Genomic DNA, 24,868 nt, shown 5'->3' on the forward strand with positions numbered 1-24,868 from the left:
CAAATCTCTTAGTTGCCGGTCGCGGACGCAACGTCCACAGACACGCCCGGGCCCATTGTCGAAGAAATAGCGACTTTCTTCATGTAGCTGCCCTTGGCGCCTGTCGGCTTGGCTTTGTTAACCGCATCAACGAAGGCCAGCAAGTTCTGCTCCAGCTGCTCTGCCGAGAACGAGACCTTGCCGATACCTGCATGAACGACACCGGCTTTTTCAGCGCGAAACTGCACTTCGCCGCCTTTTGCAGCTGCAACAGCAGCAGCGACGTCCATCGTAACCGTGCCAACCTTTGGGTTCGGCATCAGGTTGCGCGGACCCAGCACCTTACCAAGACGGCCAACGATGGGCATCATGTCAGGTGTGGCGATGCAGCGATCGAACTCGATCTTGCCGCTTTGCACGATTTCCATCAGGTCTTCCGCGCCAACGATGTCGGCACCGGCCTTCAGGGCTTCTTCGGCTTTTGCGCCCCGTGCGAACACAGCAACACGAACTGTTTTACCGGTGCCGTTGGGCAGGGACACAACGCCGCGAACCATCTGGTCAGCGTGGCGGGGGTCAACACCCAGACACAGCGCAATCTCGACGGTCTCGTCGAACTTTGCAGTTGCGTTGTCTTTGACCAAGGAAATCGCATCCTTGACGGTCAGGTCCTCTTTGCCAGCAAATGCAGCACGAGCAGCCATCGTCCGTTTTCCATACTTAGCCATGACGATTACCCTTTCACTTCGATACCCATCGACCGGGCAGAGCCCAGGATGGTCTGCATCGCAGCTTCGACGTCGTTTGCGTTCAGGTCTTTCATCTTCGCTTCCGCGATTTCACGAACCTGCTTGATGGTCACGGTGCCGACAGTGGTGTGGCCTGGCTTGACCGAACCTTGCGGGCGGTTGCGCTTGCCAACCGGCTTCAGGCCAGCCGCTTTTTTCAGGAAGAACGACGCGGGCGAGGATTTGGTCTCGATCGTGAACGACTTGTCCTGGTAATAGGTGATCACAGTCGGGATCGGCGAACCGGGTTCCATATCTGCGGTCTTGGCGTTGAACGCCTTGCAGAATTCCATGATGTTGATGCCGCGCTGACCCAATGCTGGGCCGACGGGTGGGGATGGATTGGCTTGCCCGGCTTTCACCTGCAGCTTCAGCGCTCCCATTTTCTTCTTGGCCATAGGGCCTCTCCTTATATCACCTGCACCCACATCGCGTCGCGGGCGGTCTTTGGTTTAGTGGTGCGGCGTACGGGGCGCGCCCCGACAACCTCCCACCGGTTCACACGTCAGTTGCCCTTGGACACCTGCGTGAATTCCAGTTCGACCGGGGTCGCCCGGCCAAAAATCGAGACGGACACTTTCAAGCGGTTGTTGCCCTCGTCCACGTCTTCGACCATCCCGTCGAAACCTTCGAACGGACCGTCGGTGACCTGCACCTTTTCACCCACTTCAAAGTGGATCAGGGTGCGCGGCGCATCCTGACCTTCTTCGACGCGGTTCAGAATCGCATTCACCTCGGCATCGCGCATCGGCATCGGACGGCCCTGCGGCCCCAGAAAACCGGTAACGCGATTGATCGAGGAAATCAGGTGGTAACCACGGTCGGTCATTTCCATCCGCACCAAAACGTAACCGGGCATAAAGCGGCGCTCTGCGGTGACTTTCTTGCCGCGGCGCACCTCGATTACTTCTTCGGTCGGAACGAGTACTTCTTCGATTTCATCTTCAAGACCAGCATCCTCAACGGCATGTTTGATCTGCTCGGCGATCTTTTTCTCGAAGTTCGAGAGAACGCTCACCGAATACCAACGTTTAGCCATCTTGACCGTGCCCTCGTTCATCTTCGACAAAAACTGCCGAATAATTCAAAAATTTCAGGCTGTTAACCCGCCGCGTCCAGAACAAAAAACAGCGCGCAACTCGAATCGATGCGCGCCTTTCTGTATGGATGTGCCCGCATTACAGGCCAATGCGAATGAATTCAAGTGCATGACGGCTGGTTTCTCAGCCGAACATCCCCAGAAGCTCACGCAAGCCGGTGCGGATCGAAAGGTCCACAAAGAAAAAGAAGATCGCCGTAATGGTGGCCATAACGAAGACCATAGCGGTCGTCAGCAGCACTTCGCGCCGCGTCGGCCACACAACTTTATTAACTTCAGACCGGACCTGATGAAGAAACTGTACCGGATTTGTCTTTGCCATTGTCATGCTGCCCTTGTTCGTAATTCGGTGCAGATACGGCGATTGAAAGCGGTTTTCAAGCCTAACCAACGCAGCACACCAACCTGTGCGACATTTCTATCTGAAAAACGTGACGCCGTCGATGCCATCCAGTCGGTCCAGATCGGCGTCATAGGCCGCCCTGCTATCCGCCAAAGCCTCTGGTCGCCAAGGTTGAAATCTTGACTGCCCGTCGGTCATCGGGAACAACCTGCGCGCCGCCCGCCCCAGCTTTGGCCCCGCAGGTTTGCCTGTATGATTGAGAATATGGTCGACCGCCCCCGCCGAAAGACCCACATGCGCGCGCCCCTCAGACAGCTTTATCTGCGGCCCAAGGCGCCACCCGACCAGCCGGCGCAAGACCGTCTCGGCGACCCGTGGATAGTCTTCGTGGCGCCATACATAGGTGTTTGCCACGCCTTCGATACCGGACAACCGTTCAATCAGTTCGGACCAAAATATCCTGGAAGGGTCCAACCTGCGTACAAATTTAGAAAAGGGCACATACTTGCCCGACATCATGCCCTGACTATAGGCCGACACAAGAAAGCTTGCGGGGTCTCTGACCGCAAGGAACAGCGAAACGGGATGCCCTTCAAGCGACCTTACCAGCTTCTCGACACGCAAATGCGCCGCGCTGTAAAGCGGCAGCCCTGCGCTGCCCTCACCGCCATAAAGCGGACCAAGATAATTTTCCTCTGACAGGACAACCCGGCGACAGTCCCCGGCCAAAGCCTGCAAAGCCTCTGCGGCAAACGCAGGGTCAATCCTTTTGTTTCCCGCAAACCCGAATTTGTGCTGGATGGATTGCCTTGGCGCCCGTAATTCGGACGGACCAAAATACGCCACACCCGCAGTGTTCAAAAGATCAGAATTCTCGGTTAACGATTTCTGAAGATGCGTCGTCGCGGTTTTGTGCGCACCAAGGTGAAGGGAAACGATGATTGGTTTTTTCATGTTGCCCTCAGCTCGTTTGCGAAGAACTGGGCGCATTCACGCCTTGGCTTGGCAGGGGCTGAGGGACTCGAACCCACGACCCTCGGTTTTGGAGACCGATGCTCTACCAACTGAGCTAAACCCCTAAGCCGACCGAGGGGTTACGGCACAAACAGACCGGAATCAAGAGGCGTTTTCGGAAGTTTGTCAAATCCACCGCAACCTGCGCAAAATGAACAGGACAATTGCCGCTATCACCACCAAGCCGCCAGCAAAAACCCAGAACGCCATCGGCGAAGACACCCCAGGCATCCCCGCAAGGTTCACTCCGAACACGCCGGTCAAGAATCCCAGCGGAAGAAATATCGCCGATACGATGGACAGCATGTAGATGTTGTTGTTCAGCCGTTCCGCCCGCACGCTTGACAATTCCTCGCGCACGACCTGTAATCTTTCGCGCATCGCGTCCAGTTCTTCGATCATCCGGGTCAGCCGGTCCTTGTCTTCGTTCAGGCGGCGGCGGTCCAATTGCGTCAGCCAGCTCAGATCGGAATTCAGAAGGTCGGAAATCGCTTCTCGCTGGGGGGCGATAAACCGGCGGAATGTGATCACCTTGATCCGTGTGTCCAGAATGCGCGCGCGCAGATGCACGGCCGGGTCTGTTGTGACCGCTTCTTCAAGTGTGTCGCTGGCCTCATCCAAAGATTGCAGGAACACCTCGTTGCGCGCCGTCAAACGCTCTACCATCATGCACAGGAAAACCCCGACAGTGTCAGGCCCGTGCCCCTCTGTTATTTTAGCGGCAACGTCCTCGACCGACCGCATCCTGCGGCGCCCCGCCGAAATCACCCGATGCGGATCAAGCCACATCCGGATCGAGACCATATCTTCGGGGGCGGCACCCTCGTTCAGATTGACCCCGCGAAGAAACACCATGGCGCCATCGCCGATAATCGTGGCCCTGGGGCGGGTCTCTTCGGCAATCAGCGCTGCGGCAGCATGTTTATCAAGATAGGGCGCATTCTGTTCTATCCACGCATCGACACCGGCCGTGTTCGCGTCAAGATGCACCCATCCCAGCGCATCGGAGGCACAAAGTGCGATGGCCGCCTTGTCTGCCAAAGGCTCTCTGGTGTGGCCATCAAGGGCCAGGGCAAACAGGATAGGGGAGGTCATGGCCGCTCCATTCGATGGATGCCCGATCTTGCCCGCTTTTCGGCAGCGATTGCAAGCCACCGGCAGATGCGTCGGCGGATCACCCCTGCCGCAAACAAAAAGGGCCGCCCGAAGGCAGCCCTTTGTCGTCGGTTTTCGCTTTAATCAAGCAAGGATCTTGGACACGACGCCGGCACCGACGGTGCGGCCGCCTTCACGGATGGCGAAGCGGAGCTTCTCTTCCATCGCGATCGGGGCGATCAGTTCGACTTCGAACTTCAGGTTGTCGCCGGGCATAACCATCTCGGTGCCAGCTGGCAGCGTAACGGTTCCGGTAACGTCCGTGGTGCGGAAGTAGAACTGCGGGCGGTAGTTCGCGAAGAACGGCGTGTGACGGCCACCCTCCTCTTTCGTCAGAATGTAGGCCTCGGCCTCGAACTTGGTGTGCGGCTTGACCGAACCTGGCTTGCACAGGATCTGGCCACGCTCTACGCCCTCGCGGTCGATGCCGCGCAGCAGAACGCCAACGTTGTCGCCAGCCTCCCCGCGATCCAGCAACTTGCGGAACATTTCAACGCCGGTGCAAACCGATTTCTTCGTGTCACGGATGCCGACAATCTCGACTTCCTCGCCCACGTTGATCACGCCACGCTCGATACGGCCGGTCACAACAGTGCCGCGACCGGAAATCGAGAACACGTCCTCGATCGGCAGCAGGAACGGCTGGTCAACAGCGCGTGCAGGCGTCGGGATGTACTCGTCAACAGCCGCCATCAGCGCGCGGATCGAGTTCTCGCCGATTTCAGGCTGTGTGCCGTTCATCGCGTGCAGAGCCGATCCCGGAATAACCGGAATGTCGTCGCCGGGGTATTCGTAGGAGGTCAGCAGTTCGCGGATCTCCATCTCGACCAGCTCCAGCAGTTCGGCGTCGTCGACCTGGTCAACCTTGTTCATGTAAACGACCATGTACGGGATGCCGACCTGACGACCGAGCAGGATGTGCTCGCGCGTTTGCGGCATCGGGCCGTCGGCCGCGTTCACAACCAGAATCGCGCCGTCCATCTGCGCCGCTCCGGTGATCATGTTCTTCACGTAGTCGGCGTGGCCGGGGCAGTCGACGTGCGCATAGTGACGCGCCTCTGTCTCGTACTCGACGTGCGCCGTCGAGATCGTGATCCCGCGGGCCTTCTCTTCCGGTGCGCCATCAATCTGGTCGTATGCACGGAATTCGCCAAAATACTTCGTGATTGCTGCGGTCAGCGTCGTCTTGCCGTGGTCAACGTGGCCAATCGTGCCAATGTTAACGTGCGGTTTATTACGCTCAAACTTTGCCTTTGCCATATGATCGGCGCCTTGTGCTCTGGGGGTCAACCTCGACCCGAATTGACATCGCGCGTCGGTTAAAGCCTTGAGGCGGGAAAATCAAGCGTCAGTTGCTATTTACGGGCGTTTCGGGCTTGACCTCGGACGCAAGCGGCGACAGCCCGAACCATTCGGGGTTTTTCAGCAACCATTTCTGGATTTCCGATGCCGCATTGCGGGACAGCCGCACCATTTGCTGTTCTTTCGTCTGGGTCAGACCGGACCCAAGAACCGATCCCGCCGACAAATCCTCGAACACGGTCAACTGCTTGGCTTCGGTGTTCAGTTTGGTCTGCGTTGCGTCGTCGAATATATTGGCGCTGACAACCAGAACCGATTTCGGTTTGACCAGCACCGGAATGCCGATCTGCCCCAGGGCATAGGCGTCGATCTTGACGCCGATGTGGTACAGCTTGTCCCCGTCATAGGACCCGAACCGGTTGGCGATCTCTGCCTTCAGGGCGGTTTCCCACTCCTCGTCCGTGGCCGTGCGCGACAGCGGGCCGATCTGCGGCTCTTTCACCACGACGATATTATACCCAAGCTTGAAGTCGCCCATGTCGGGCTGCGGCCCTTCCAGATCACCGGGTTTTGCGGTGCAAGCAACCAGACTTGCACCAAGAACAAGCCCCAGAACAGCGCGGCGGGCAGCTTTGAAAATCATCGGGGCATCCTTTTTTGACGTGTCCCATGGATAGATCAGCACGGAACAGGGTGCAATCTTGCGTATGGCGGGCAGGCGAAATCCACCGCCTAGTTGAACTTGTTGTTCCTTGGAAAGCCGTAAGGCGGACGCTTGCCCACACCGGCACGTTTACCCAGCCATTCGGTCATGTCCGGTTCGTGCCGCGTTTTGCCGCCACCCATCGACCAGAACAGACCATCCGACCAGTTGAAAGTGGTCAGGTCGGACAAGCCGCCGTCCAGTTCCAGCGCCCCCTGACGCCCACGCGCCATGTTGTATTTCTGGATTCGCACGCCCTTGCCGCGTCCCATTTCCGGCATCTCGGCCGCGGGGAAGACCAGAAACTTGCCGTTCTCGCTGATTACGGCAACATGGTCGCCCTTGACCGGAATACAGATGGCAGCCTTCGCATCGTCCTTGACGTTCAGCACCTGCTTGCCGGCACGGGTCTGCGCGATCACATCATCTTCGGGCACGACAAACCCGTCGCCGGCATTGGACGCGACCAGCAGTTTTCGCCCGGGAACATGGATGAACATATCTACGATTTCAGTGTCGTTCGGCAGATCGACCATCAGCCGCAGCGGTTCGCCCATGCCGCGCCCGCCGGGCAGCAAATGCGCCCCCACCGTGTAGAATCGCCCGTTGCTGCCAAACACCAGCAGCCGGTCCGTGGTCTCGGCGTGGAAGGCAAAACGCCCCGCGTCGCCATCCTTGAACTTCAGCTCCTGATCCAGCGCGACATGACCCTTCATCGCGCGGATCCAGCCCATCCGGGAGCAGACAACCGTGATTGACTCGCGCTCGATCATCGCCTCGATCGGCACATCGCCCATCTCGGCAAACTCTCCGAACATCGTGCGCCGCGCCCCGCCGACACTGTCTTTGCCGAATTGTTTGCGGGTGTCGCGCAGCTGTTCCGAAATCCGGTTCCACTGCAACGTCTCGCTGTCCAGCAGGTCTTCGATTTCGGCCCGCTCCAGCATCAGCGCGTCGCGTTCGCGCACCAGCTCGATCTCTTCCAGACGCCGCAAGGACCGCAGACGCATGTTCAGGATCGCCTCGGCCTGAACCTCGCTCAGCGTGAACTCTTCGCCCGCCGCCAAGGCAACCGGCGAAACATAGTCCTTCTCAGACACCGCGCGGACATGATCCCTGCCCCAGTCCTCGACCATCAGGGCGGACTTGGGGTCGTTGTCATAGCGGATAATGTCGATCACGCGGTCCAGATTGAGGAAGGCAATGATAAAGCCTTCGAGAATTTCCAACCGGTGGTCGATCTTGTCCATCCGGTACTGGCTGCGCCGGACCAAAACCTCGCGGCGGTGATCAAGGAACGCGCGCAGCACCTCTTTCATGCTGCAAACCTTGGGCGTGCGCCCGTCGATCAGCACGTTCATGTTCATGCTGAACCGCACTTCCAGTTCCGTCTGGCGGAACATCATGCCCATCAGAACCTCTGGATCGACGTTGCGCGATTTCGGCTCCAGCACCAGCCGGACATCCTCGGCGGATTCGTCCCGCACATCGCCCAGAACAAGGATCTTCTTGTTCTGAAGCAACTCGGCGATCTTTTCGATCAGCTTGGATTTCTGAACCTGATAGGGGATCTCGGTGACAACAATCTGCCACTGGCCGCGCCCCAGATCCTCGACCTCCCACTTGGCCCGCAGCCGGAACGATCCGCGCCCGGTGCGGTAGGCCTCGATCATATTCTCTCGTGGCTCGACAATCGTGCCGCCGGTCGGAAAATCCGGCCCCTGAACATAGTTCATCAGGGTCTCGTCCCGCGCATCCGGTGTCTTGATCAGATGCAGACAGGCATCAATCAACTCTCCGATGTTATGCGGGGGGATATTCGTGGCCATGCCCACCGCGATCCCGCTGGACCCGTTGGCAAGAAGGTTGGGAAACGACGCAGGCAAGACCACAGGTTCGGTCAGCGTGCCGTCATAATTCTCGCGGAAATCGACGGCGTTTTCCGATAGCCCCTCTAGCAGGGCCTCGGCAGCGGCGGTCATCCGCGCCTCTGTATACCGCGCGGCAGCGGGGTTATCACCGTCGATGTTGCCAAAGTTGCCCTGCCCGTCGACCAACGGATAGCGCACGTTGAAATCCTGCGCCAAACGGGCCATCGCGTCGTAAATCGCGGCATCACCGTGGGGGTGATAGTTGCCCATCACATCGCCGCTGATCTTGGCCGATTTCCGGAAACCACCGTTCGAGGCCAGCTTCAGCTCTCGCATCGCGTAAAGAATGCGGCGGTGAACAGGCTTCAACCCGTCGCGCGCATCCGGCAGGGCGCGGTGCATGATTGTCGATAGCGCATAGGTCAGATACCGGTCGCCAAGCGCGCGGCGCAGCGGTTCGGACACATTGCGAGGGTCATCTTCGGGCGGAATAATAATGTCGTTCATGGCTTGGTGATACCTCTGTGGCAATCACAGGTAAAGAATCCAACTGACGATATCGCCAATTCTTTCCCCGTACCGCCGCCGACAGGATTTTCTATGGTCGCTCCAGACATAAACCGGAGAAAGAAAATGGTCAGGTTGGCGGCCCTGTTGGGGCTTGGCGTTTGGTTGGTTCTGTTGATCGCAGGCAACGGCGAGACCGCGCAACCCGCGCGGACACAGACCGCAAGGGTCAGCCAGTCGCCCTTTGCCGCCACGCACACGATCACAAAGGACACTGAATTTTCCACGGAAAAGCAGGTCATTCCGGCAAACGCCAAAACGCCGCAGGTCAACCCGTTGGTCGTGCCGACAGAGGCCGCACAGCGGGCAATCAAAAAGCAGCCAGAGGCGGAAAACGTCCGGTATGTGATCGGTGCCCGTGTCAACCTTCGTGCCGAACCCACTACAAAAAGTGCAATTCTTGCCAAACTCGAATTCGGCACAAAGGCGATCGCGTTGCAGACGAATGATGACGGCTGGGTCCGGATTCGGCATGTGGGCAGCGGGATTGAGGGCTTCATGGCCAAGACGTTCCTGCGCATCAACCCACCCGGATAATGCCCGATTGAGGTCTTTACCCATATGCCATAACTTGCCCAAAATTCTCTTGGGGCAGTCTTGTGGCACAAAAATCCATCCTGATAACCGGATGTTCGTCCGGCATAGGCTATGACGCGGCCCATACATTGGCCAAACGGGGGTGGCGCGTCTTTGCCACCTGCCGGTCACAGAACGATTGCGACCGCTTGATCGCCGAAGGCCTGGAAAGCTTTCCCCTTGATTATGCTAATGAATCCAGCATTCAGGTTGCCCTTTCCAACGTCCTCTCCCGCACAGGTGGCACGCTCGATGCCCTGTATAACAACGGCGCGTTCGGAATTCCGGGCGCCGTCGAGGATCTGCCGCGCGCCGCCCTGCGCTCTATCTTCGAGACAAACCTGTTCGGGTATCACGATCTGACATGCCGGGTGATCCCTGTCATGCGTGCGCAGGGCCATGGGCGGATCATCAACTGCTCGTCCGTTCTGGGCCTTGCTGCGCTGAAATGGCGCGGGGCCTACAATTCAACCAAATTTGCGATGGAAGGGCTGACCGACACCCTGCGGATCGAAATGCGCGACACCGATATAAAAATCATCCTGATCGAGCCCGGCCCGGTCACCAGCAAGATCCGCGTCAATTCGATTCCGCATTTCGAAAAATGGATCGACTGGCAAGGCTCTGCCCGCGCCACGCAATACGACGCGCTGAAAACGCGGCTTTACGCGTCCAGCGGCCCGGACACGTTCGAATTGCCCGCCTCTGCGGTCAGCGCGAAACTGGTGCACGCGCTGGAAAGCGCCAAACCCCGTCCGCGCTATTATGTCACGACCCCCACCTATGTTATGGGGTTCTTACGCCGTATTCTGTCGACCCGCGCGCTGGACTGGATAATCGCGAAAGCATGACCTTGGGGTTCGCCTTTTCCCTTGCCACCGCTAAGTCGCCCCGAAACAACAAAGGACAGACTTATGTTAAAAGATCCGCTTTTTATTCTCGTCGCCGTTTCGGTGCTGGTTGTGGTGGGCATACTGATGTTCGGTATCGGCACCTTCGCCAAGGGAGGAGAGTTCAACAAGAAGCACGCGAACAAGATCATGCGCTACCGAATCGCCGCTCAGGCTGTCGCCGTGATTGTGATTCTTTTGTTCGTTTTCGTCCGCCGCATGGGGAATTGAGATGGTTGTTCTGAACAAGATCTACACAAAAACCGGCGACGACGGGGAAACCGCGCTGGGTAACGGTGCCCGTGTCGCAAAGCATTCTATCCGCGTTAACGCCTATGGCACGGTGGACGAGGCAAATGCCACCGTCGGCCTTGCCCGCCAGCATTCCACCGGTGAAATGGACGCCCTGCTGGCAATGATTCAAAACGACCTGTTCGATCTTGGCGCGGATCTGTGCCGCCCCGACATGGAAAAAGACGTGACATCCGACTATCCGCCTTTGCGCATGGCCGACGCACAAGTCACGCGCCTGGAACGTGAAATCGACGTGATGAACGCCGTTCTGGAGCCCCTGCGGTCCTTCATTTTGCCCGGCGGGTCCGCCCTTGCCGCTCATCTTCACCTGTGCCGAACGGTATCACGGCGCGCGGAACGCCTCACGGTAGAGCTTGCCACACTGGAATCGATCAACCCCGCTGCGGTCAAATACCTGAACCGTCTGTCTGACTGGTTCTTTGTCGCGGGGCGCATCGCCAACAATGACGGCAAGGACGACGTGTTGTGGGTGCCCGGTAAAAACCGCTAATCACCGAAAAATAAAGAAACGCGGCGTCCATGAACCGCATCTTGTCGATTTTGCCCTGTTTTCCCGCGCGGCCATTGGGTAATAAAATTGCGAGAGCTTGGACGGGGCTGCATGTCCGCCCCATGATTTAAGGGAGTTACACGCCGATGAAGGTGCTCGTACCAGTCAAACGCGTGATCGACTATAACGTGAAAGTTCGTGTCAAAGCGGATGGCAGCGGCGTCGATCTTGCGAATGTCAAAATGTCGATGAACCCGTTTGACGAAATTGCCGTCGAACAGGCAATCCGGCTGAAAGAGGCCGGTCAGGTCGATGAAATCATCGCGGTTTCCATTGGCGTGAAGCAATCGCAAGAAACCCTGCGCACGGCATTGGCCATGGGTGCCGACCGCGCGATCCTGATCATCGCCTCGGAAGATGTGCACAATGACATCGAACCGCTGGCCGTGGCCAAATTGTTGAAGGCTGTCGTCGATGAAGAGCAGCCAGGCCTGATCCTGTGCGGCAAGCAAGCGATCGACAATGACATGAACGCAACCGGCCAGATGTTGGCTGCGCTTCTGGGGTGGTCGCAGGCAACATTCGCGTCCAAGCTGGACATCGCAGGTGACACCGCCACCGTCACACGCGAAGTGGACGGCGGCCTTCAGACGATTTCGGTCAAAATGCCGGCAGTCGTCACAGTCGATCTTCGCCTGAACGAGCCGCGCTATGCCTCTTTGCCGAACATCATGAAGGCCAAGAAAAAGCAGTTAGACGAGAAAACCGCAGCCGACTATGGCGTCGACGTCACGCCGCGCCTTGTCGTCCAAAAAACCGTAGAACCAAGCACACGCAAGGCCGGTATAAAGGTTGGTTCGGTGGACGAACTGGTTTCGAAACTTAAAGAAGTGGGGGCAATCTGATGGCTGTTCTTCTCCTTGCAGAAGTCGCGAACGGGCAGCTTGCCACGGACGCGGTTGCAAAAACCCTGACCGCGCTGGCGCCACTGGGCGAAATCCATGTGCTCGTTGCCGGGCAGGGCGGCGATGCCGCAGCCGCCGAAGCCGCCACGTTGTCGGGCGTCGGCAAAGTGCTCTTTGCGGGCGACCACGGGTTTTGCCATACCTTGGCCGAGCCGGTCGCCGATCTGATCGTGTCACTGGCCGGGAACTATGCCCAAATCGCGGCCCCTTCGACGTCGGATGCCAAGAATGTTCTGCCCCGGGTCGCTGCACTCCTTGACGTGATGATGATTTCTGACGTCACCGCAGTCATCGACGCCGAGACGTTCGAGCGCCCGATCTATGCCGGAAATGCGATCCAGACAGTGAAATCGTCCGACAGCGTCAAGGTCATGACGATCCGCACCGCCGGGTTCGACGCGGCTGCGGCTGGCAATGCCGCACCGGTCGAAACCATCGGAAACAGCGCAAGCAGTGGCCTGTCCGAATGGGTCGAAGACAAGGTTGCCGCCTCTGATCGCCCCGAGCTGACCTCTGCCGGTGTCGTTGTCTCCGGTGGTCGCGGTGTCGGGTCCGAGGCGGATTTTGCCTTGATCGAAACGCTGGCCGACAAACTGGGTGCGGCGGTCGGCGCGTCCCGCGCGGCCGTCGACAGCGGCTATGCACCGAACGACTGGCAGGTCGGGCAAACCGGCAAGGTCGTCGCGCCGGACCTTTACATCGCTGTCGGGATTTCCGGCGCGATCCAGCATTTGGCCGGAATGAAAGATTCGAAGGTCATCGTCGCGATCAACAAAGACGAAGAAGCGCCGATCTTTCAGGTTGCCGACTTCGGATTGGTCGCTGATCTGTTCACTGCAGTGCCGGAGTTGATCGAAAAGCTGTAAGCCAGTCAACTGCACGGCAAAAGGCCCGCCCTGAACCGGCGGGCCTTTTGTATTTCAAGTCATTTCCGCCAGGACATCGGCCAAGGCCCACGCCACTTCTTCATGTGCGCCGACACCGAGCATTTCTTTCGCAATGGGCCCCTCCATCGAAGAATAGACCATACCACTGCTTCCCATCATCAGCGCCGCGTCCGAAGGAACGACCTCTACCACTCTGGTGACCAAAGGGCGGATTCTCTCGATCATTTGCCGGTCAACGAAAAGCGGATCGCAGCCCAGTTGCCGAACCTTATCGTAATCATCCGGCGTATGACCGGCCATCCACAATAGCACCGTTTTGCCCTCGATCTTACCCAGAAGCGCGGACATGCGCGCATACCACGCGTCTTTCAGCTCTTCCCGCAGAATTTCGAACTTTTCCGGAGATTGATGATAAAGCGTGCCCAGCAGATGTCGCGTAAAATTGAAATCGGTAAAATCCACATCGCGAAAGATTGATTTCATCAAACTGGACGCGCGCAGGAACCTGTCGTTCCGGCGCGGATGCACGGCATAGAACCGGTTCGACATATTCTGCACACCCATAACCTGAACAATGGTCACATGCGCACCCGAGCATGCGCCAAGAACAGTCGGGTCCTGAATGAACACATCCGCGCCCGCATTCATGCATCCAAAATTCACCGTCGTAATCCCGCTCAGTTCCTCTACCCGTTGCGGATAGGGGGATCTTATGAACTTGCCATAGGTTTCCGTCCCGCCAAGAGCCGCAATATACCGCCCCTCCAACCCCCGACGAGGTCCGCGAAACGTCAGTCTCGACTTGCCATACCGGCACGGATAGTAATCAAGCGCGTTTGCGCCAAGGTTTTCATAGGCCATTTTTCCCACCACGTTTTCGACTCACCCTTGGTCAATCTGCCGTGCTTGGGTTTCCAATCTGCTAAAGGGAAAAGTTTAGTCAATCTTTGTTCGGGCTTCGCCCTTGCGCCGTGCGGGGGACCGCCGATAAGGTTGCGGCGAACAGGCAAGGGGCATCGGTATGGAAATCAAATCAGTCGGGATCGTCGGCGCGGGCCAAATGGGCAACGGAATCGCCCATGTATTCGCATTGGCCGGTTTTGACGTGTTGATGACCGACATTTCGCAGGACAGTCTGGATAGTGCCGTGGCGCTTATTCAGCGCAACCTTGATCGTCAGGTACAGCGCGAAAAAATCAGCGCCGAAGATGTTGCCAAGACAATGGCGCGCATCAAGACGACGTTGAAACTGGCGGATCTGGGGCAAAGCGATCTGGTGATCGAAGCCGCGACAGAGCGTGAAACCGTCAAGACCGCCATCTTCGAGGACCTTCTACCGCACCTGAAACCTTCGACGATATTGACATCGAACACGTCGTCTATCTCGATCACGCGTCTGGCGTCGCGCACGGACCGGCCCGAGAAATTCATGGGGTTTCACTTTATGAACCCCGTCCCGATCATGCAGTTGGTGGAACTGATCCGCGGTATCGCAACCAACGAAGAGACATTCAACGCCTGTCTGGCCGTCGTTGAAAAGCTGGGCAAGACCTCTGCCTCGGCCGAGGATTTTCCCGGGTTCATCGTGAACCGCATCCTGATGCCCATGATCAACGAGGCGATCTATACCCTTTACGAAGGCGTAGGATCGGTGAAATCCATCGACACATCCCTGAAACTTGGTGCCAACCACCCGATGGGGCCGCTTGAATTGGCCGATTTCATTGGTCTGGACACATGTCTTTCGATCATGAACGTGCTGCACGACGGGCTGGCCGACACCAAATACCGGCCCTGCCCCCTGCTGACGAAATATGTTGAGGCGGGCTGGCTGGGACGGAAAACGGACCGGGGTTTCTATGATTACCGTGGACCCGAGCCTGTCCCGACGCGCTAGGGTTTCATCGCCAAAGTCAGGTCACGCAGCCACGCCATAAAACCACGCGGATTGCTGGACCATTCGGTTGTTTCGCTTGGAAAGATAGGCGGACCGATCACCGGGAACTGCGGCTTGTTAAGCGAATAAACCACCTCGTGCAGCAACAAACCCTGCCGAACAGTAGGCGAAACCTGCGCAGCAATCTGGTACATCCTTGAGTTCTGGCCCGGAAAGAAGATTGGGACCACAGCCGCGCCACTGCGTTGGATCATCTTGGCGGTAAACGGGTTCCATTCGGCCTCGACAGCCTCGCCAAACAGGGTTTTCGCGCTGGCGACGGACCCCGACGGGAACAGCACAACCAGCCCCCCTGCCTTCAGGTGCTCCATCGCGGTTTTCCGCATCGCAAGGTTCTGCTCCAGCGCATTGTCTTCGTGCGGGAACGCCACGGGCAGCATGAACTGCTTTATTTCATCCACGCCCGTCAAAAGATTGCGCGTCAGGATTTTATAGTCTTCCCGGACACAGCCAATCAGATTGGCCAGCACAATGCCATCCACCAGACCGTGCGGATGGTTCGCGACAACCACTACCGGGCCCGTTGCGGGAATAAGGCTGGTTTGCGATGCGGGAGTCATCACCTTGATCCCCATCACATCCAACGCCTGTGTCCAGAACGCCTGGCCGCTGCTGACCCCGGCTTGCTCAAATTTCCGGATCAGGCGGAGCAGGGTGATTTTACCCGTCATCCACTCCAGTGCGCGAATGGCGATAATCTTTTTCGGGTCGGTAAACGTGGTGGAATACGACAGCCTGCGCTTGTCATAGGGTACATAGGCCGGATCGGTCATGCTCGTATCCTGAAACCTGTCATCCACAATGATATTCCGAATTTTGTGCCGGCTGCGCGACTAAAAAGCTTCGCCAAAGCGGTCTGCGACCAAAGCTTCAAGCGCATCTGCCAGTTTCTCGGCATCTGCGCCGCTGGTCTCGACATCGATAGAGGTTCCCTTGGATGCTGCCAACATCAAAAGCCCCATGATGCTGTCGCCCGAGGCAGTTAACCCGTCCTTGAACACATTCGCGCGCGCGTCATGCGCTTCGACAACCTCGACCAGTTTGGCCGACGCCCGGGCATGAAGCCCCTTTTCATTCACGATCCGAAAGCTTCGCTTTATCTGGTTCATACGCTTGTTTACTCGTTTCTCAGTCGAAGCTGTCGATGTATTTTCGCCCTGCATCCAGGGCAGATCTTACCGCGTCAGGGACAGGTTTCGTGCGGCTTTTTGCAAGCTTGATCAGCATCGGCAGATTCGCGCCATACAGGATTTTCCGGTTGTCAGGACTACAGGCGCGCAGGGACAAATTCGACGGTGATCCGCCGAACATATCCGTTACCACAACAACGCCATCCCCCTCATCCACAAGATCGGCCGCATCGCAGATTTCGGCCTGCTTCACATCCCGGTCATGATTATCTTCTATGGCGATCGCAATAATACCTGATTGCTTGCCGACAACATGTTCGACAGCAGCCAAATACTCTTTGGCTAGTCCCCCATGCGCGACGATCACGATACCGATCACGCGGTTCACCCTGACTTTTTCTGGGGCGGCACAACTGCGGCCCTACGTTCCAATTCCCGATGGCGAATAGACACCGGCCATTCAGCCTTCGCAAGCGCAATAGCGATTTTTTCCGCAACGGCAACAGACCTGTGTTGCCCACCGGTGCAGCCGAAGCCAATCGACAGATGCGACTTTCCTTCCTCCATATAGGCAGGAAGAAGAAGCAATACCAGATCCAGTATCTTGTCGAAGAAGGGCGCAAACCGTTCGTCGCCTTCAACATATTCAGCCACATCAACGCTTCGGCCATCGGCCTGACGCAGGTTTTCCTGCCAATAGGGATTTTTCAGAAACCGGCAGTCAAACACCATATCGATTCCGCGTGGAACACCGCGCTTGTAAGAAAAGGAATGCACCGACAGCGCAAGTTTATGTGTGCCCTCTGGCGCGAACCAACGCTCTACCTCGGCCCGCAGGTCATGTGGCGACAAGTCGGATGTGTCGATAAGAACATCTGCGCGGGTCCGTATCGGAACAAGCAGATCGAATTCCCTTGCAATACCTTGGTCCGGGCTTTCGCCGGGGGCCATCGGATGGCGGCGGCGCGTTTCCGAAAAACGGCGCAGCAGGACATCGGCAGTCGCATCCAGATACAGCAACTGCGCTGTCACACCCGGCGACGCGGTAAACCGGTCGATCGCTTCGATCAGGCCCGCAACACTGAAATCGCGATTGCGAACGTCCAGCCCCAAGGCCAAAGGCCGACCGATCGGCGGGCCATCAAGAAGACGTGGCAAAAGCGTGAGTGGCAGATTGTCGATCGCCTCGAAACCGATATCCTCAAGCACGTTGATCGCTGTCGACCGCCCCGCACCGGAAGGCCCCGTCACAAGCACGACGCGCCGCTCGTCATCCGGTGAAAAGGCTGGCCAATCATACCCGGTCATACACAACGCCCCCCGCGCAGAAATTGCAAAACCGCCGCGGAAAATGCTGCGTTCTCGGCCTTGTATAATAGGGGTATACGGTGGGTCAGGATCGTGATCTCTCTCTCGGGTGGCAATCGGGCCTCTTCAGTCTGGTCCATATCAACAACCAACACAACAGGACATGCCGGGGCGGGTTTGACCGCAAGAATGCCGATGCCCCGCGCTTCGATCTTTCCGCGCAAGGCGGTCGGCGCAGTGGCGAAGACGACACCCTCCCGGTCCGTCACGATGGTGCGGTCGTCAGACACCAAATCCGCGCCATAGGCCAGCAACTGCAAAGCCAGAGAGGATTTTCCGCTTCCTGCTGCGCCGAGAATCAAAAGCCCCTGCCCCGCGAAGCAAACAGTTGTCGCATGTAGCGTCCGGGGGCCGTTGTCAGTGCCATCTTCGGGCGATGCGGCGTGGTCTGATCTATGTGTCATCCGGCCCGCAGCACAAAGTCGTCACACGGGCAAGCCGACGACAAACCGCGCGCCCAGCGGTTCCGACGAAATGTCGGCGTCGGTCGGGCGAATATTTTCGGCCCAGATCACACCGCCATGCGCCTCGACGATCTGCTTGGAAATTGCAAGCCCAAGACCGGAGTTGTTGCCGAATTGCCCTGCTGGCCGCTCGGAATAGAACCGGTTGAAAATCTTGTTCAACGCCTGATCGGGAATCCCCGGCCCAGTGTCCTCGACCACCACCAGCACCCGGTTTTCACGCTTGCGGGCCCATACCCGTATCGCGTCACCATCTTCGCAAAATGAAATCGCATTTGTGATCAGGTTTACGAAAACCTGCGCCAAACGCGCCTCAAGGCCCTGAATGACAATCGGTTCTGTCGGCAGGTCGGATATGAAATCCACGCCCTTTCGCGCCGCTTCCTCGGTCAGATACTGGTTGAGGTTGGACAGCATTTTCAACAGGTTGAAGCTTTCCTCATCCTCTTTAACCAATTCGCTATCCAGCCGGGATGCGTTGGAAATGTCAGACACAAGCCGGTCCAGCCTGCGAACGTCGTGATCGATCACTTCCAGCAACTTCATCCGCTGCTCGTCTTTTTTGGCAATCCGCAATGTTCCGACCGCAGACCGAAGCGACGCCAGCGGGTTCTTGATTTCATGCGCGACATCGGCGGCAAACTGTTCGTTGGAATCTATGCGCTCGTATAGCGCTGTGACCATTCCACGCAGGGCGCCAGACAGGCGGCCGATCTCGTCAGGGCGCGCCGTCAGGTCGGGAATGCGGATCCGCGCCGGGCTCATCTTGCGGGCATTCTTGTCACGGCCAAGCTCTGCTGCCGCCGCCAGATCCGATAGAGGATTCGCTATTGTGCTGGCCAGAACAAGGCTTAGGCCGATCGACACCAAAATCGCGATTACGAACATCTGCAAAACCTGTTCCCGCTCGCTGCGCACCAGATCGTCGATTTCGCCAGCGGCGGTCGTTACTGCAAGAATGCCGACAGGCGTCGCGTTCTGCAGGATCGGAGTGGCGACCCAGAAACTCGTATTCCCTGCGGAATCCTTGACCGTCCGAATCTGCGTTTCCCCACCCAGTGCGCCCGGCACCAGCCCGCGCGCCTGATCCTCGGCGATCACGTTCGGCGTTGAAGGCTCTTTCTTGGCCATGATGCTGGAAATGCCTTCCCAGACCGCGTTCAGAAAGTCTGTAATAACAGTGCTGCGCGCGTCACCCTCTAGTCCGGTCTGACTGTGCGCGGCACGGGGCGCCCCGATTGTCGTGCCAATCAACGCCTGTGACGGGTCAAAAACCAACACCTCGACGCCCTGGGGCAAACGCAACCCGGACAAGGCAACCGCGACATCCAGACCGTCAGATGTTGCCAGATTGACCGGTGCGCCGGATGGCAACTGCGCCTCGAACACGTTTGCGATAAGCTCTGCCTCGGCCACAAGTGCTCTCTCGCGCTGGACGACAAGGCTGTCACGAAAAGGGTTCATATACAGAACCCCCGCCACAAGAACGATCAGGGCCAGCAGATTGAACGTGATGATCTTGCGGGCAAGGGGCGACCGGTTCAACGAGATAAACCCACGCCGCTGGCGGCGCGCGCGCATTTCGGTCCCCCCCTCAATAGAGGGCGCAACCCAGTCCTCGCCCAGAACGACGTTTGCATTCCTGCCGGACCGGACATTCCGCCCCCCTATGTTCGAGGCCAGAGACATTATTCTTCGTTATACCTGTAACCGATGCCATACAGGGTTTCGATCGCCGAGAACTCGTCATCGACCGACCGCATCTTTTTGCGAAGTCGCTTGATGTGGCTGTCGATCGTGCGGTCATCGACGTAAACCTGATCGTCATAGGCCACATCCATCAACTGATCGCGGCTTTTGACGAAACCGGGGCGCGTGGCCAATGCCTGAAGCAACAGGAACTCTGTGACGGTCAACGATACATCGCGACCTTTCCACACAACGGCGTGGCGCAGCGGGTCCATGCTCAGCTCGCCACGGACCATGACCTTGCTGTCTTCGACATCGCCCGCATCATCGGCGGCAATCACTTCCTGACGACGTAGCAGCGCACGAATACGCTCAACCAGAAGACGTTGGGAAAACGGCTTTTTCACATAGTCGTCGGCCCCCATTCGCAGGCCCAGAACCTCGTCGATCTCATCATCTTTCGATGTCAGGAAAATAATCGGCATGCTGGTTTTCTGGCGCAACCGCTGCAACAGGTCCATGCCGTCCATACGCGGCATCTTTATGTCAAGCACGGCCATATCCGGCAGGCGCTTATTGAAAGCGTCCAGCGCCGACTGTCCGTCATTGAATGTCTCCACCTCGAAACCTTCGGCCTCGAGCGTCATAGCAACCGATGTCAGGATGTTCCTGTCATCGTCCACGAGTGCGATCCTAGACATGGATATAATCCTCAAACTGCTCTGTTTTCTATTTTTTTCTCATATTCCTGTTTCCCAACCATGGAATCAATACCTAAGTGCGAATCGCCATGCTCACGCTCGATATCTGCGCCTAAAAAAGGTAACTAATGGCTAATTTGCCTCACTTGCGCGTTTTGGTTGCGCTAACGTGCATTTGATTGCGCTAACTGTGCCAAACCGTCCTATGATTTTTATAATTGCTCATGGTAGGGAAACCTATCGGCCCGCCCTGGACCGATCCGGCGCGGGCAATTCTGCGTTCCGGCGATTAAACGATCAATCAGCTGCAAATGCAGCGCCAGGAGCCAAGCAATGACTATCGGACGCGTAAACCCAGAAAACCGACTTGAAAATCAGGGAATTACGGGGCTTGGCAGCGTCTATTACAACCTGATCGAACCCGCCCTTATACGAGAGGCCCTGGTGCGCGGCGAAGGCACCCTTGGCAAAGGCGGCGCTCTTTTGGTGACAACAGGAAAGTTCACCGGACGCTCTCCCAAAGACAAACACGTTGTGAAGACCCCTTCGGTCGAAGACAGCATCTGGTGGGAAAACAATGCCGCCATGTCTCCAGAAGGGTTCGACGCGCTTTATGCCGACATGCTGGAGCACATGAAGGGGCGCGATTATTTTGTGCAGGATCTGATCGGCGGCGCCGATCCCGCCCTTGCGATCGACGTTCGCATGGTGACCGAGCTGGCCTGGCACGGCCTGTTCATTCGCCACATGCTGCGGCGTCCGTCGCGCGAGGCGCTTGACCGGTTCATGCCTGATTTTACCGTCATCAATTGCCCGACGTTCAAGGCCGATCCAGCCAAACACAACTGCCGGTCCGAAACCGTCATCGCCATGAACTTCGACAAGAAACTTATCCTGATCGGCGGCACCGAATACGCAGGCGAGAACAAGAAGTGCATCTTCACCTTGCTCAACTACCTGCTGCCCGAAAAGGGCGTGATGCCGATGCACTGCTCTGCCAACCACGCCACCGGCAACCCCGTCGACACCGCAGTGTTCTTTGGCCTGTCGGGAACCGGGAAAACAACGCTGTCCGCAGATCCATCGCGCACGCTGATCGGCGATGACGAACACGGCTGGTCCGACCGCGGCACCTTCAACTTCGAGGGAGGCTGCTACGCCAAGACGATCAATCTTTCGGCAGAAGCAGAGCCCGAAATCTACGCCACGACATCCAAATTCGGCACCGTGATCGAAAATATGGTTTTCGACCCCGAGACCTTCGATCTGGATTTCGACGATGACAGCCTGACCGCGAATATGCGCTGCGCCTATCCACTCGAGTATATCTCGAACGCGTCCGAGACCGCATTGGGCGGCCACCCGAAAAACATCGTCATGCTTACCTGTGATGCGTTCGGCGTGCTGCCTCCGATCAGCCGCCTGTCGCCAGCGCAAGCGATGTATCACTTCCTGTCCGGCTTCACTTCCAAGGTTGCCGGAACAGAGCGCGGCGTGACAGAGCCAGAGCCGACCTTCTCGACCTGCTTCGGCGCCCCCTTCATGCCCCGTCGCCCCGAGGTCTATGGCAACCTGCTGCGCGAGAAGATCGCAAAGCATGGCGCGACCTGCTGGCTGGTGAACACCGGCTGGACCGGTGGTGCCTATGGCACGGGCAGCCGGATGCCGATCCGTGCAACCCGCGCCTTGCTCAGCGCGGCCCTTGACGGGTCGCTTGGGGATGTCGAATTCCGCAAAGATCCGAACTTCGGCTTTGACGTGCCTATCGCGGTCGAGGGCGTTGCCGATGTCCTGCTTGACCCTCGCCGCACCTGGGCCGACGCCACGGCCTATGATTCGCAGGCAAAGAAACTGGTGAACATGTTTGCGACAAACTTCGCGCAATATGTTCCCTTCATCGATGACGACGTAAAAGCAGCCGCGATCGGCTAAGTCCGGCGGCAAAGGACCAAATACAAAGCGCCCCCGTCAAAAGGGGCGCTTTTTTCGGCCATTACCCCATCAGCCCTTTGCGCATCAGGTTCAGCCCCGCCACAACCAGCACAGCCAGCGTCGCCTTGCGGAATTTCACCTGATCCAACTGTCCCTGCACCCGAAACCCGATCGCGACGCCAATCAGCGATGGCACCACCATGGCAAGGCTCAGCGGGGTGCTTTGCGCATTCAGAACGCCCGACTGAAGATGCGCCAACAACAGCACCACGGCACCCGCGCCATAGATGACGCCCTGCACACGCATCTGTTCCTGTTTTGGCGTGTTCAATGCCGTCAGATAAGCCACGGTTGGCGGCCCCCAAACCCCTGACATACCGCCAATAAATCCGGCAAACGCCGCGATCAACGTCTCTGCCCGCACCTTATGTTCCGACCTGAAGTGAAGCTGCCACCCCGCCAGTTGCAGCACCGCAAACAGCGTCACCGGCCCGCCCAGAATCAAATAAAGCGACCACTGCGGAAGCGAGGACACAAGCTGCGCGCTCATCATGATAAAGATCAGGACGATGCCTGTATAACGCCAGTACTTCAGCGTCGACAAAACAGCGGCCCGCGCCCCGTCGCGCAGGGCCTGCCAGACATTTGCCAGCACCGTCGGGATGATCAGCGCCGCAAGCGCGGTCTCTGTCGGCAAGAAGGAACTGAGCCCCGAAATCATGATCATCGGCATCGCAAAACCAACTGCGCCTTTCACAAACCCGGCAAGAACGGTCACAAAAATAGCCAGAACCAGCGCGTCCGGTGAAACAATGTCGAATAGAGCCTGCAAAACTTGCCTCCTTGGCGATCCGGCCCTAGCTATACTGTAACGATCGGAAAGGTGCAGGCTCAATCGCACGAGTTCTTTTTGTTCAAAATTTGCTCTTTTTACGTATTTTAATTGCGCTGCAACTGCGAAGGTCTTATTTGTCGCTGCAACTGCAAAAAGGAGTCGCCCGATGCCCCATGATGGACAGGATATGCCGTTGACTGACAGCAACCCCTCGGTTCTGCCCAACCTTCTTTTCCTGACAAAAGCGGCAGTTTTCCCTGCCGAAACCCTGTTCGAGCAAGGGCGAGAGGCATTGCGCGACATGGTCACCGAGGACGGCCGCATCTCGGGGGCGCTGCTGGAACAACACCAGTTTGCTGCACATGCATTGTCCTGGTTGGCCACCTACACGGAATCCCTGCGTCAGATGCAGCTTTGGGCAGAGCGTCTGTCTGCGGATGGCAAATTCGGCGAGATGGAGCACCTGATCCTGCAAATCGCGTTTGGCGAGTATCTGGCCCAGATCCATGGCGGCATTCCAATGTCGCAGGGCGAGGTTGCCCGCCTGACCGATCTTGGCCTGACCGCCCCCACCCTGAACGCGGAAACCGCCCTGCTGATTGCCCGCGGCAACACGCCCCCGGTTCGCACCCGCCTTGTTGAACTGATGCAGGACGGCACCGCCAATGCGACTTTTGGCGCGACGGGTCTAGAGGACGAACTGGAAATGATCCGCGACCAGTTCCGCCGCTATGCCACTGAACGCGTGCTGCCAGACGCCCACGGCTGGCATCTGCGCGACGAGCTGATCCCGATGGACATTATCGACGAACTTGCGGAAATGGGCGTCTTCGGCCTGACCATCCCAGAGGAATACGGCGGTCTTGGCATGTCCAAGGCGACGATGGTCGTGGTGTCAGAGGAACTGTCGCGCGGCTATATCGGCGTCGGATCACTGGGCACGCGCAGCGAAATCGCCGCCGAGTTGATCCTGTGCGGCGGCACCGAAGCGCAAAAGCAGCACTGGCTGCCCAAACTTGCCAGTGCAGAAATCCTGCCGACGGCTGTGTTCACCGAACCCAACACCGGGTCCGACCTTGGCGCCCTGCGCACCCGCGCCGTCAAGGATGGCGAAACCTACACCGTCACCGGCAACAAAACCTGGATCACCCACGCGGCCCGCACCCATGTCATGACATTGATGGCCCGCACCGACCCGAACACCACAGACTACAAAGGTCTGTCGATGTTCCTGGCCGAAAAGACCCCCGGCACAGACGAGGCCCCGTTTCCGACCGAAGGCATGACCGGCGGAGAGATCGAAGTGCTGGGTTATCGCGGCATGAAGGAATACGAACTTGCCTTTGATGGCTTCAAGGTCAAGGCAGAGAACCTGCTGGGCGGGGTCGAGGGGCAGGGCTTTAAACAGCTGATGCAAACCTTCGAATCCGCGCGCATCCAGACCGCAGCCCGCGCAATCGGTGTGGCGCAATCGGCGCTGGATGTGTCGATGAAATACGCCATCGACCGCAAGCAGTTCGGCAAATCCCTGATCAACTTCCCCCGCGTCTCGGGAAAGCTGGCGATGATGGCGGTGGAAATCATGATCGCACGTCAGTTGACCTATTTCTCGGCGGCGGAAAAGGACAATGACCGCCGCTGCGACCTGGAGGCCGGAATGGCCAAACTGTTGGGCGCGCGCGTGGCCTGGGCTGCGGCGGACAACGGGTTGCAAATTCATGGTGGCAACGGTTTTGCGCTCGAATACACGATCAGCCGCATTTTGTGCGACGCGCGCATCCTGAACATATTCGAAGGGGCCGCAGAAATTCAGGCTCAGGTCATCGCAAGGCGTCTGCTCGACTGACG

27 protein-coding genes and 1 tRNA gene are annotated in these 24,868 nt (G+C 57.9%); 9 read left to right on the forward strand and 19 right to left on the reverse strand.

Features of this window, described 5'->3' with window-relative positions; genetic code table 11:
- Positions 1 to 8 precede the first annotated feature (8 nt).
- From rplA to ACEN2R_RS02080, 10 genes are all read right to left on the reverse strand, one after another.
- Positions 9 to 707, reverse strand: a complete 699-nt coding sequence (rplA, locus tag ACEN2R_RS02035) for a 50S ribosomal protein L1 (RefSeq protein WP_442038695.1) — start codon at positions 705 to 707, stop codon at positions 9 to 11.
- 5 nt (positions 708 to 712) lie between these two features.
- Positions 713 to 1,165, reverse strand: a complete 453-nt coding sequence (gene rplK / locus ACEN2R_RS02040) for a 50S ribosomal protein L11 (protein WP_442038697.1) — start codon at positions 1,163 to 1,165, stop codon at positions 713 to 715.
- 107 nt (positions 1,166 to 1,272) lie between these two features.
- Entirely contained in the window at positions 1,273 to 1,806 is a 534-nt protein-coding gene (gene nusG / locus ACEN2R_RS02045) for a transcription termination/antitermination protein NusG (RefSeq protein ID WP_442038699.1), read from the reverse strand.
- A 184-nt stretch (positions 1,807 to 1,990) separates the two neighbouring features.
- On the reverse strand, positions 1,991 to 2,188 hold the full coding sequence (gene secE, locus ACEN2R_RS02050; RefSeq protein WP_442038701.1) for a preprotein translocase subunit SecE: 198 nt from the start codon (positions 2,186 to 2,188) through the stop codon (positions 1,991 to 1,993).
- Positions 2,189 to 2,284: 96 nt separating this feature from the next.
- Positions 2,285 to 3,163: a hypothetical protein gene (locus tag ACEN2R_RS02055; protein WP_442038703.1), complete on the reverse strand. Its 879-nt coding sequence runs from the start codon at positions 3,161 to 3,163 to the stop codon at positions 2,285 to 2,287.
- A 49-nt stretch (positions 3,164 to 3,212) separates the two neighbouring features.
- Positions 3,213 to 3,288 (reverse strand) — tRNA-Trp (locus tag ACEN2R_RS02060).
- Between the two features lie 61 nt (positions 3,289 to 3,349).
- Positions 3,350 to 4,318, reverse strand: coding sequence for a zinc transporter ZntB (locus ACEN2R_RS02065; RefSeq protein WP_442038705.1), 969 nt, complete (start codon positions 4,316 to 4,318; stop codon positions 3,350 to 3,352).
- Between the two features lie 144 nt (positions 4,319 to 4,462).
- On the reverse strand, positions 4,463 to 5,638 hold the full coding sequence (gene tuf / locus ACEN2R_RS02070) for an elongation factor Tu (protein ID WP_442038675.1): 1,176 nt from the start codon (positions 5,636 to 5,638) through the stop codon (positions 4,463 to 4,465).
- Positions 5,639 to 5,726: 88 nt separating this feature from the next.
- A complete protein-coding gene (locus ACEN2R_RS02075; RefSeq protein WP_442038707.1) occupies positions 5,727 to 6,323 on the reverse strand; it encodes a hypothetical protein in 597 nt (198 codons plus the stop codon).
- An 89-nt stretch (positions 6,324 to 6,412) separates the two neighbouring features.
- Positions 6,413 to 8,761 (reverse strand): DNA topoisomerase IV subunit A, encoded by a 2,349-nt coding sequence (locus tag ACEN2R_RS02080; RefSeq protein WP_442038709.1) that lies wholly within the window; start codon positions 8,759 to 8,761, stop codon positions 6,413 to 6,415.
- A gap of 126 nt (positions 8,762 to 8,887) precedes the next feature.
- Between ACEN2R_RS02080 and ACEN2R_RS02085 the strand changes: the two genes are divergently transcribed.
- The 6 genes from ACEN2R_RS02085 to ACEN2R_RS02110 all read left to right on the forward strand — a co-directional run bounded on the left by ACEN2R_RS02085 (position 8,888) and on the right by ACEN2R_RS02110 (position 12,923).
- A complete protein-coding gene (locus tag ACEN2R_RS02085; RefSeq protein ID WP_442038711.1) occupies positions 8,888 to 9,358 on the forward strand; it encodes an SH3 domain-containing protein in 471 nt (156 codons plus the stop codon).
- Positions 9,359 to 9,420: 62 nt separating this feature from the next.
- Positions 9,421 to 10,248 carry an SDR family NAD(P)-dependent oxidoreductase gene (locus ACEN2R_RS02090; protein ID WP_442038713.1) on the forward strand — a complete coding sequence of 276 codons (828 nt, stop codon included), beginning with the start codon at positions 9,421 to 9,423 and terminating at the stop codon, positions 10,246 to 10,248.
- A gap of 63 nt (positions 10,249 to 10,311) precedes the next feature.
- The gene (locus tag ACEN2R_RS02095; protein ID WP_442038715.1) at positions 10,312 to 10,518 is read left to right on the forward strand and encodes a twin transmembrane helix small protein; all 207 of its coding nucleotides are present in this window, start codon (positions 10,312 to 10,314) and stop codon (positions 10,516 to 10,518) included.
- 1 nt (position 10,519) lies between these two features.
- Positions 10,520 to 11,092 (forward strand): cob(I)yrinic acid a,c-diamide adenosyltransferase, encoded by a 573-nt coding sequence (locus tag ACEN2R_RS02100; RefSeq protein WP_442038717.1) that lies wholly within the window; start codon positions 10,520 to 10,522, stop codon positions 11,090 to 11,092.
- Between the two features lie 146 nt (positions 11,093 to 11,238).
- Positions 11,239 to 11,997: an electron transfer flavoprotein subunit beta/FixA family protein gene (locus ACEN2R_RS02105; RefSeq protein ID WP_442038719.1), complete on the forward strand. Its 759-nt coding sequence runs from the start codon at positions 11,239 to 11,241 to the stop codon at positions 11,995 to 11,997.
- On the forward strand, positions 11,997 to 12,923 hold the full coding sequence (locus tag ACEN2R_RS02110; protein WP_442038721.1) for an FAD-binding protein: 927 nt from the start codon (positions 11,997 to 11,999) through the stop codon (positions 12,921 to 12,923). The genes ACEN2R_RS02105 and ACEN2R_RS02110 overlap by 1 nt, the downstream gene beginning before the upstream one ends.
- Positions 12,924 to 12,977: 54 nt before the next feature.
- On the opposite strand, the gene ACEN2R_RS02115 is transcribed toward ACEN2R_RS02110, so the two are convergent.
- Positions 12,978 to 13,805, reverse strand: coding sequence for a DUF6473 family protein (locus tag ACEN2R_RS02115; protein ID WP_442038723.1), 828 nt, complete (start codon positions 13,803 to 13,805; stop codon positions 12,978 to 12,980).
- Between the two features lie 160 nt (positions 13,806 to 13,965).
- Here ACEN2R_RS02115 and ACEN2R_RS02120 point away from each other — a divergent pair, with 160 nt between their 5' ends.
- On the forward strand, positions 13,966 to 14,841 hold the full coding sequence (locus ACEN2R_RS02120) for a 3-hydroxybutyryl-CoA dehydrogenase (RefSeq protein ID WP_442038725.1): 876 nt from the start codon (positions 13,966 to 13,968) through the stop codon (positions 14,839 to 14,841).
- Here the strand turns inward: ACEN2R_RS02120 and ACEN2R_RS02125 are convergent.
- Genes ACEN2R_RS02125 through ACEN2R_RS02155 form a run of 7 tightly spaced genes read right to left on the reverse strand, consistent with a single transcriptional unit; the run spans position 14,838 to position 20,253 of the window.
- Positions 14,838 to 15,674 carry a lysophospholipid acyltransferase family protein gene (locus ACEN2R_RS02125; protein ID WP_442038727.1) on the reverse strand — a complete coding sequence of 279 codons (837 nt, stop codon included), beginning with the start codon at positions 15,672 to 15,674 and terminating at the stop codon, positions 14,838 to 14,840. The genes ACEN2R_RS02120 and ACEN2R_RS02125 overlap by 4 nt on opposite strands.
- Before the next feature lie 60 nt (positions 15,675 to 15,734).
- Positions 15,735 to 16,010 carry an HPr family phosphocarrier protein gene (locus ACEN2R_RS02130; protein ID WP_442038729.1) on the reverse strand — a complete coding sequence of 92 codons (276 nt, stop codon included), beginning with the start codon at positions 16,008 to 16,010 and terminating at the stop codon, positions 15,735 to 15,737.
- Positions 16,011 to 16,029: 19 nt separating this feature from the next.
- On the reverse strand, positions 16,030 to 16,410 hold the full coding sequence (locus ACEN2R_RS02135) for a PTS sugar transporter subunit IIA (protein WP_442038731.1): 381 nt from the start codon (positions 16,408 to 16,410) through the stop codon (positions 16,030 to 16,032).
- Between the two features lie 5 nt (positions 16,411 to 16,415).
- Positions 16,416 to 17,339 (reverse strand): RNase adapter RapZ, encoded by a 924-nt coding sequence (gene rapZ, locus ACEN2R_RS02140; protein WP_442038733.1) that lies wholly within the window; start codon positions 17,337 to 17,339, stop codon positions 16,416 to 16,418.
- On the reverse strand, positions 17,336 to 17,803 hold the full coding sequence (locus tag ACEN2R_RS02145) for an HPr kinase/phosphorylase (RefSeq protein WP_442038735.1): 468 nt from the start codon (positions 17,801 to 17,803) through the stop codon (positions 17,336 to 17,338). Before ACEN2R_RS02145 ends, rapZ begins: the two co-directional genes overlap by 4 nt.
- A gap of 21 nt (positions 17,804 to 17,824) precedes the next feature.
- Positions 17,825 to 19,552, reverse strand: a complete 1,728-nt coding sequence (locus tag ACEN2R_RS02150; RefSeq protein ID WP_442038737.1) for a sensor N-terminal transmembrane domain-containing protein — start codon at positions 19,550 to 19,552, stop codon at positions 17,825 to 17,827.
- Positions 19,552 to 20,253 (reverse strand): response regulator transcription factor, encoded by a 702-nt coding sequence (locus tag ACEN2R_RS02155; RefSeq protein WP_442038739.1) that lies wholly within the window; start codon positions 20,251 to 20,253, stop codon positions 19,552 to 19,554. Before ACEN2R_RS02155 ends, ACEN2R_RS02150 begins: the two co-directional genes overlap by 1 nt.
- A 333-nt stretch (positions 20,254 to 20,586) precedes the next feature.
- Here ACEN2R_RS02155 and ACEN2R_RS02160 point away from each other — a divergent pair, with 333 nt between their 5' ends.
- Positions 20,587 to 22,185 (forward strand): phosphoenolpyruvate carboxykinase, encoded by a 1,599-nt coding sequence (locus tag ACEN2R_RS02160; protein ID WP_442038741.1) that lies wholly within the window; start codon positions 20,587 to 20,589, stop codon positions 22,183 to 22,185.
- Positions 22,186 to 22,246: 61 nt separating this feature from the next.
- Here ACEN2R_RS02160 and ACEN2R_RS02165 read toward each other — a convergent pair whose 3' ends face one another.
- A complete protein-coding gene (locus ACEN2R_RS02165) occupies positions 22,247 to 23,017 on the reverse strand; it encodes a sulfite exporter TauE/SafE family protein (protein WP_442038743.1) in 771 nt (256 codons plus the stop codon).
- Positions 23,018 to 23,186: 169 nt separating this feature from the next.
- Between ACEN2R_RS02165 and ACEN2R_RS02170 the strand changes: the two genes are divergently transcribed.
- A complete protein-coding gene (locus ACEN2R_RS02170; protein WP_442038745.1) occupies positions 23,187 to 24,866 on the forward strand; it encodes an acyl-CoA dehydrogenase family protein in 1,680 nt (559 codons plus the stop codon).
- Positions 24,867 to 24,868 lie beyond the last annotated feature (2 nt).

The sequence above is a fragment of the Pseudogemmobacter sp. W21_MBD1_M6 genome, assembly GCF_052119585.1.
In the GTDB taxonomy this organism is placed as follows: Bacteria; Pseudomonadota; Alphaproteobacteria; order Rhodobacterales; family Rhodobacteraceae; genus JBGQOJ01.

What these genes read in the sequence shown, in the direction of transcription:
- rplA (WP_442038695.1), bottom strand. Translation starts at nt 707, where the DNA reads ATGGCTAAGTATGGAAAACGGACGATGGCTGCTCGTGCTGCATTTGCT.
- rplK (WP_442038697.1), bottom strand. Translation starts at nt 1,165, where the DNA reads ATGGCCAAGAAGAAAATGGGAGCGCTGAAGCTGCAGGTGAAAGCCGGG.
- nusG (WP_442038699.1), bottom strand. Translation starts at nt 1,806, where the DNA reads ATGGCTAAACGTTGGTATTCGGTGAGCGTTCTCTCGAACTTCGAGAAA.
- secE (WP_442038701.1), bottom strand. Translation starts at nt 2,188, where the DNA reads ATGGCAAAGACAAATCCGGTACAGTTTCTTCATCAGGTCCGGTCTGAA.
- ACEN2R_RS02055 (WP_442038703.1), bottom strand. Translation starts at nt 3,163, where the DNA reads ATGAAAAAACCAATCATCGTTTCCCTTCACCTTGGTGCGCACAAAACC.
- ACEN2R_RS02065 (WP_442038705.1), bottom strand. Translation starts at nt 4,318, where the DNA reads ATGACCTCCCCTATCCTGTTTGCCCTGGCCCTTGATGGCCACACCAGA.
- tuf (WP_442038675.1), bottom strand. Translation starts at nt 5,638, where the DNA reads ATGGCAAAGGCAAAGTTTGAGCGTAATAAACCGCACGTTAACATTGGC.
- ACEN2R_RS02075 (WP_442038707.1), bottom strand. Translation starts at nt 6,323, where the DNA reads ATGATTTTCAAAGCTGCCCGCCGCGCTGTTCTGGGGCTTGTTCTTGGT.
- ACEN2R_RS02080 (WP_442038709.1), bottom strand. Translation starts at nt 8,761, where the DNA reads ATGAACGACATTATTATTCCGCCCGAAGATGACCCTCGCAATGTGTCC.
- ACEN2R_RS02085 (WP_442038711.1), top strand. Translation starts at nt 8,888, where the DNA reads ATGGTCAGGTTGGCGGCCCTGTTGGGGCTTGGCGTTTGGTTGGTTCTG.
- ACEN2R_RS02095 (WP_442038715.1), top strand. Translation starts at nt 10,312, where the DNA reads ATGTTAAAAGATCCGCTTTTTATTCTCGTCGCCGTTTCGGTGCTGGTT.
- ACEN2R_RS02100 (WP_442038717.1), top strand. Translation starts at nt 10,520, where the DNA reads ATGGTTGTTCTGAACAAGATCTACACAAAAACCGGCGACGACGGGGAA.
- ACEN2R_RS02105 (WP_442038719.1), top strand. Translation starts at nt 11,239, where the DNA reads ATGAAGGTGCTCGTACCAGTCAAACGCGTGATCGACTATAACGTGAAA.
- ACEN2R_RS02110 (WP_442038721.1), top strand. Translation starts at nt 11,997, where the DNA reads ATGGCTGTTCTTCTCCTTGCAGAAGTCGCGAACGGGCAGCTTGCCACG.
- ACEN2R_RS02115 (WP_442038723.1), bottom strand. Translation starts at nt 13,805, where the DNA reads ATGGCCTATGAAAACCTTGGCGCAAACGCGCTTGATTACTATCCGTGC.
- ACEN2R_RS02120 (WP_442038725.1), top strand. Translation starts at nt 13,966, where the DNA reads ATGGAAATCAAATCAGTCGGGATCGTCGGCGCGGGCCAAATGGGCAAC.
- ACEN2R_RS02125 (WP_442038727.1), bottom strand. Translation starts at nt 15,674, where the DNA reads ATGACCGATCCGGCCTATGTACCCTATGACAAGCGCAGGCTGTCGTAT.
- ACEN2R_RS02130 (WP_442038729.1), bottom strand. Translation starts at nt 16,010, where the DNA reads ATGAACCAGATAAAGCGAAGCTTTCGGATCGTGAATGAAAAGGGGCTT.
- rapZ (WP_442038733.1), bottom strand. Translation starts at nt 17,339, where the DNA reads ATGACCGGGTATGATTGGCCAGCCTTTTCACCGGATGACGAGCGGCGC.
- ACEN2R_RS02145 (WP_442038735.1), bottom strand. Translation starts at nt 17,803, where the DNA reads ATGACACATAGATCAGACCACGCCGCATCGCCCGAAGATGGCACTGAC.
- ACEN2R_RS02150 (WP_442038737.1), bottom strand. Translation starts at nt 19,552, where the DNA reads ATGTCTCTGGCCTCGAACATAGGGGGGCGGAATGTCCGGTCCGGCAGG.
- ACEN2R_RS02155 (WP_442038739.1), bottom strand. Translation starts at nt 20,253, where the DNA reads ATGTCTAGGATCGCACTCGTGGACGATGACAGGAACATCCTGACATCG.
- ACEN2R_RS02160 (WP_442038741.1), top strand. Translation starts at nt 20,587, where the DNA reads ATGACTATCGGACGCGTAAACCCAGAAAACCGACTTGAAAATCAGGGA.
- ACEN2R_RS02170 (WP_442038745.1), top strand. Translation starts at nt 23,187, where the DNA reads ATGCCCCATGATGGACAGGATATGCCGTTGACTGACAGCAACCCCTCG.